General features: G+C 70.5%; 2 protein-coding genes and 1 pseudogene. 2 read left to right on the top strand and 1 reads right to left on the bottom strand.

Annotated elements, in window-relative coordinates; translation table 11 throughout:
• Positions 1–277: pseudogene (locus tag ACFU6I_RS48260) on the top strand (hypothetical protein); the annotation flags it as partial.
• 111 nt (positions 278–388) lie between these two features.
• Here ACFU6I_RS48260 and ACFU6I_RS48255 read toward each other — a convergent pair.
• Entirely contained in the window at positions 389–712 is a 324-nt protein-coding gene (locus tag ACFU6I_RS48255) for an RICIN domain-containing protein (RefSeq protein WP_384380861.1), read from the bottom strand.
• 342 nt (positions 713–1,054) lie between these two features.
• Between ACFU6I_RS48255 and ACFU6I_RS48250 the strand changes: the two genes are divergently transcribed.
• Positions 1,055–3,123: AAA family ATPase (locus ACFU6I_RS48250; RefSeq protein WP_384380858.1), on the top strand; the 2,069-nt coding region annotated here is incomplete at its 3' end.

Raw genomic sequence — 3,123 nt, 5'->3', positions numbered from 1 at the left:
CAACCGCCGCGACGCATGCGTCGAGGAAGTCGACACCTTCCTCCAACGCGCCACCCACGAAGGCCTCCTACGCCCCGACCTCCCCCACGGCTGGGTAAACGCCCTGCTGATCGAACTGGTGACACTCGCGCCGCATCAACAGTCGCAGCTGAGCCCCGGGCGGGCGGCCGACGTCGTCGTCGACACGCTTCTGCATGGCCTCGGCACTCTGCGCCGGCAGTCGCCGCATCCGACGGAGGACGGGCAGCCGTCGGATGCGTGGGACCGGTTCACCTGACGGCTGCGAGAACCCGCCCCGGACTCTCGACTCTCGACTCTCGACGACAAGAAACACCGGGCCGGGCAGGACACGCATCCCGCCCGGCCCGGCGCCGGTGTGAACAGTCCGTCAGACGGGGAGTTTCCAGAGCTGGTTGACGCTGGACGCGCGGGTCCGGATCTGGAGCTTGGTGCCGTTGGCCGAGCTGGGACCGGTCGCGTCCAGACACTTGCCGGACCGTGTGGCCACCAGCGAACCGTTCGGCTGCGCCGCCCACTTCTGCGACGCCGCACCCGTGCACGTGGACAGCTGCACCTGCGTACCGTCCTCCACCGCACCACCCGCGACCGTCATGCACGTGCCCAGCACCCGCAACGTGGTGTCAGCGGCCACCGTCCAGGGTGATGTCGGTTGTGCCCGGTCGCATGTCGGCGAACCCGGCGGTTTCGGCACCGGAACGGCCCAGGCCGGGCTCGCTCGACCCACATCGAGAAAAGCATCCTTTTATGCTGTCTGATGATGAATGAACACATGTACCCGTACCCTGCTCCATGAGGTGTGTCAACGAAGGTGAAGCAAGCGGTACGGCAGCCGCGCGGGGCAGGAGTCCGGAAGATCGGCCTCCTGCCAGGGCGGGCCGTCCGGCGTGCGCCGCCGTCACGGGGCGAGCGGAACCCGCGCCTGCCCCACGGGGTACCGCAAGGTCGTCCCTGCGCACACATATGCTCCAGTATGAACACACGTGACTGGTCCGGTGACGAGGGAAGTGGGGGCGCCGTGGAGTCACACGTGACGATGATCGGCCGAGACGACGAGAAGGGGCGGCTGTCTGCGTTCGTGACGGCCGCGGAGGGGCAGGCCCTCGTCCTGCGGGGAGAGACCGGGGTGGGTAAGAGCGCCCTGCTCGACCATGTCGCGCGACTGGCTGCGCGGGCGGGCCAGGAGGTGATCCGGGCCGTCGGCGTGGAGGCCGAGTCCGGGCTGCCCCTCGCCGGTCTGCACCAGTTGCTGCACTCCCTGCTGCCCGCCGTCGACGGCTTGGACCAGGTGCACCGTACCGTGTTCGACGCGGCCTTCGGGCGGGGCACCGGCAAGCCACCGTCGGTCATGTCGCTCGGCATCGCCGCCCTGGACCTGCTGTCCCTGGCCGCCTCGACCAGGCCACTCCTGCTGGTCCTCGACGACGGCCAGTGGCTGGACGCCGCCAGCATCGCGGTGATCGGGTTCGTGGGGCGCAGGCTCACCGGCAGTTCCGTGAAGCTCGTCGTCGGGCTGCGTGGCGACGTGCCGTCCGGTTTCGACACCGCCGCCCTGCCAGAACTTCCGGTCAGGGCTCTCCCGGACGAGGAGGCGCGGCGGCTGCTGGACCTGCACCGCCCCGGCCTCGCTCCCCAGGTCCGTCGCCTGGTGCTGGACCGGGCCCAGGGCAACCCGTTGGCGCTGCTCGAACTGGCCGTCCATCTGAGCGGCGCGCACGCGGAGGTCGCGGCGGCGGAGAGCCTCGGACTGCGAGACACGCCCCTGCCGCTGCCCCGACGCCTCCAGCATGTGTACCGCACCCGTATCGACAAGCTCAGCGCCGACGTCCGTGAGGAATTGCTGCGCGGCGCCCTGGACGGTGTCGGCGCGGCACCGGGTTCGACGCCCGCACCCGGTCAGCGGCATTACCGCATGCGTGACGCGCACGAGGCGGTGGCGGCCGGCCTGTTGGACATCGCCCCCGTCAGCGGCGACTTCGTGTTCCGGCACCCGCTGATCCGTTCCACCGTGGTGCAGGCGGCCACACCCAATCAGCGCCGGGCCGCCCACGCGGTCCTCGCCGACGTGCACCGTGACGACATCGAACGGCGTGCCACACATCTGGCGGCCTCGGTGATCGACCCCGACGAAGGGATCGCGAGCACATTGGAGGCGGCGGCGGATTCGGCGACCCGGCGCGGCGGCGCGGTGGCCGCCGTGACCTGGCTGACCCGGGCCGCGGAGCTGAGCGAGAGCCACGAGGAGCGTTCCCGCAGGCTCGGTGACGCGGCCTTCGTCGCGGGCCACGCAGGGCTCTTCGACCAGGCGCAGCGGCTCGTCCGCTCCGACCTGGCACCGGGGACCGACGATCCCCCGGCCGCCGTGGTCACCTCGGCCTCCATGGCGCTCTTCGAGGACGGGGACGTACGGCTCACGCACCGCCGGGTTTCGGCGACGATCGCGATCCTGCGCGACCGTGCGCCGGACCAGGCATCCGACATGCTCACACGGCTGGTGAACCTGCTGCTCGCGATCGATCAGTACGCCGGTGACCGGGCGCAGTGGGAGGAGACCCGCGAACTCCTCGGCTCCCTGGGCCCGCTGGTCCCGTCCCGCTCCCTCGTCTACCGCGACGCGTGGGGCGACGTGGTCCGGCATGGTGCGGGTGTGCGCGAGCGGGTGGAGCGTGAGTTCACGAACCTTGCGGGCATGGATCCGTGGGACATCAGCCGACTGGGGGTCGCCGCCTACCACGTGGACATCCTCGGCCAGTACCGGCGCCATCTCCAGCACACCGTGGACCGCGAGGCCGAAACCGGCTTCGTGCGCAACAGCATGACGGTGTGGCATCTGATCATGCTGGACCAGATCGCGGTGGGTGAGTGGGACGAGGCGGAGCGGACCGGGCAGCGTTGCCTGGAGCTGACGACGTCGCACGGATATCTGCTGCTCGCGCATCACACCCGTGCGTATTTGGGTCTGTTGGCCGCTCTGCGGGGCGAGGCGGACCGGGCACGGGAACTACAGGCTGTGGTCGACACCTGGGCCCGCCCCCGCGGCGTCGGCTTCCTCACCCAGATCACCGACACCATCGGCACCACCGCCGCCCTCACCGAAGGCGACTA

This window comes from Streptomyces sp. NPDC057486, from assembly GCF_042802415.1.
Lineage (GTDB): Bacteria > Actinomycetota > Actinomycetes > Streptomycetales > Streptomycetaceae > Streptomyces > Streptomyces yanii.
The sequence above is the reverse complement of the archived record's forward strand: the minus strand, read 5'-3'. Positions and strand labels throughout refer to the sequence as shown.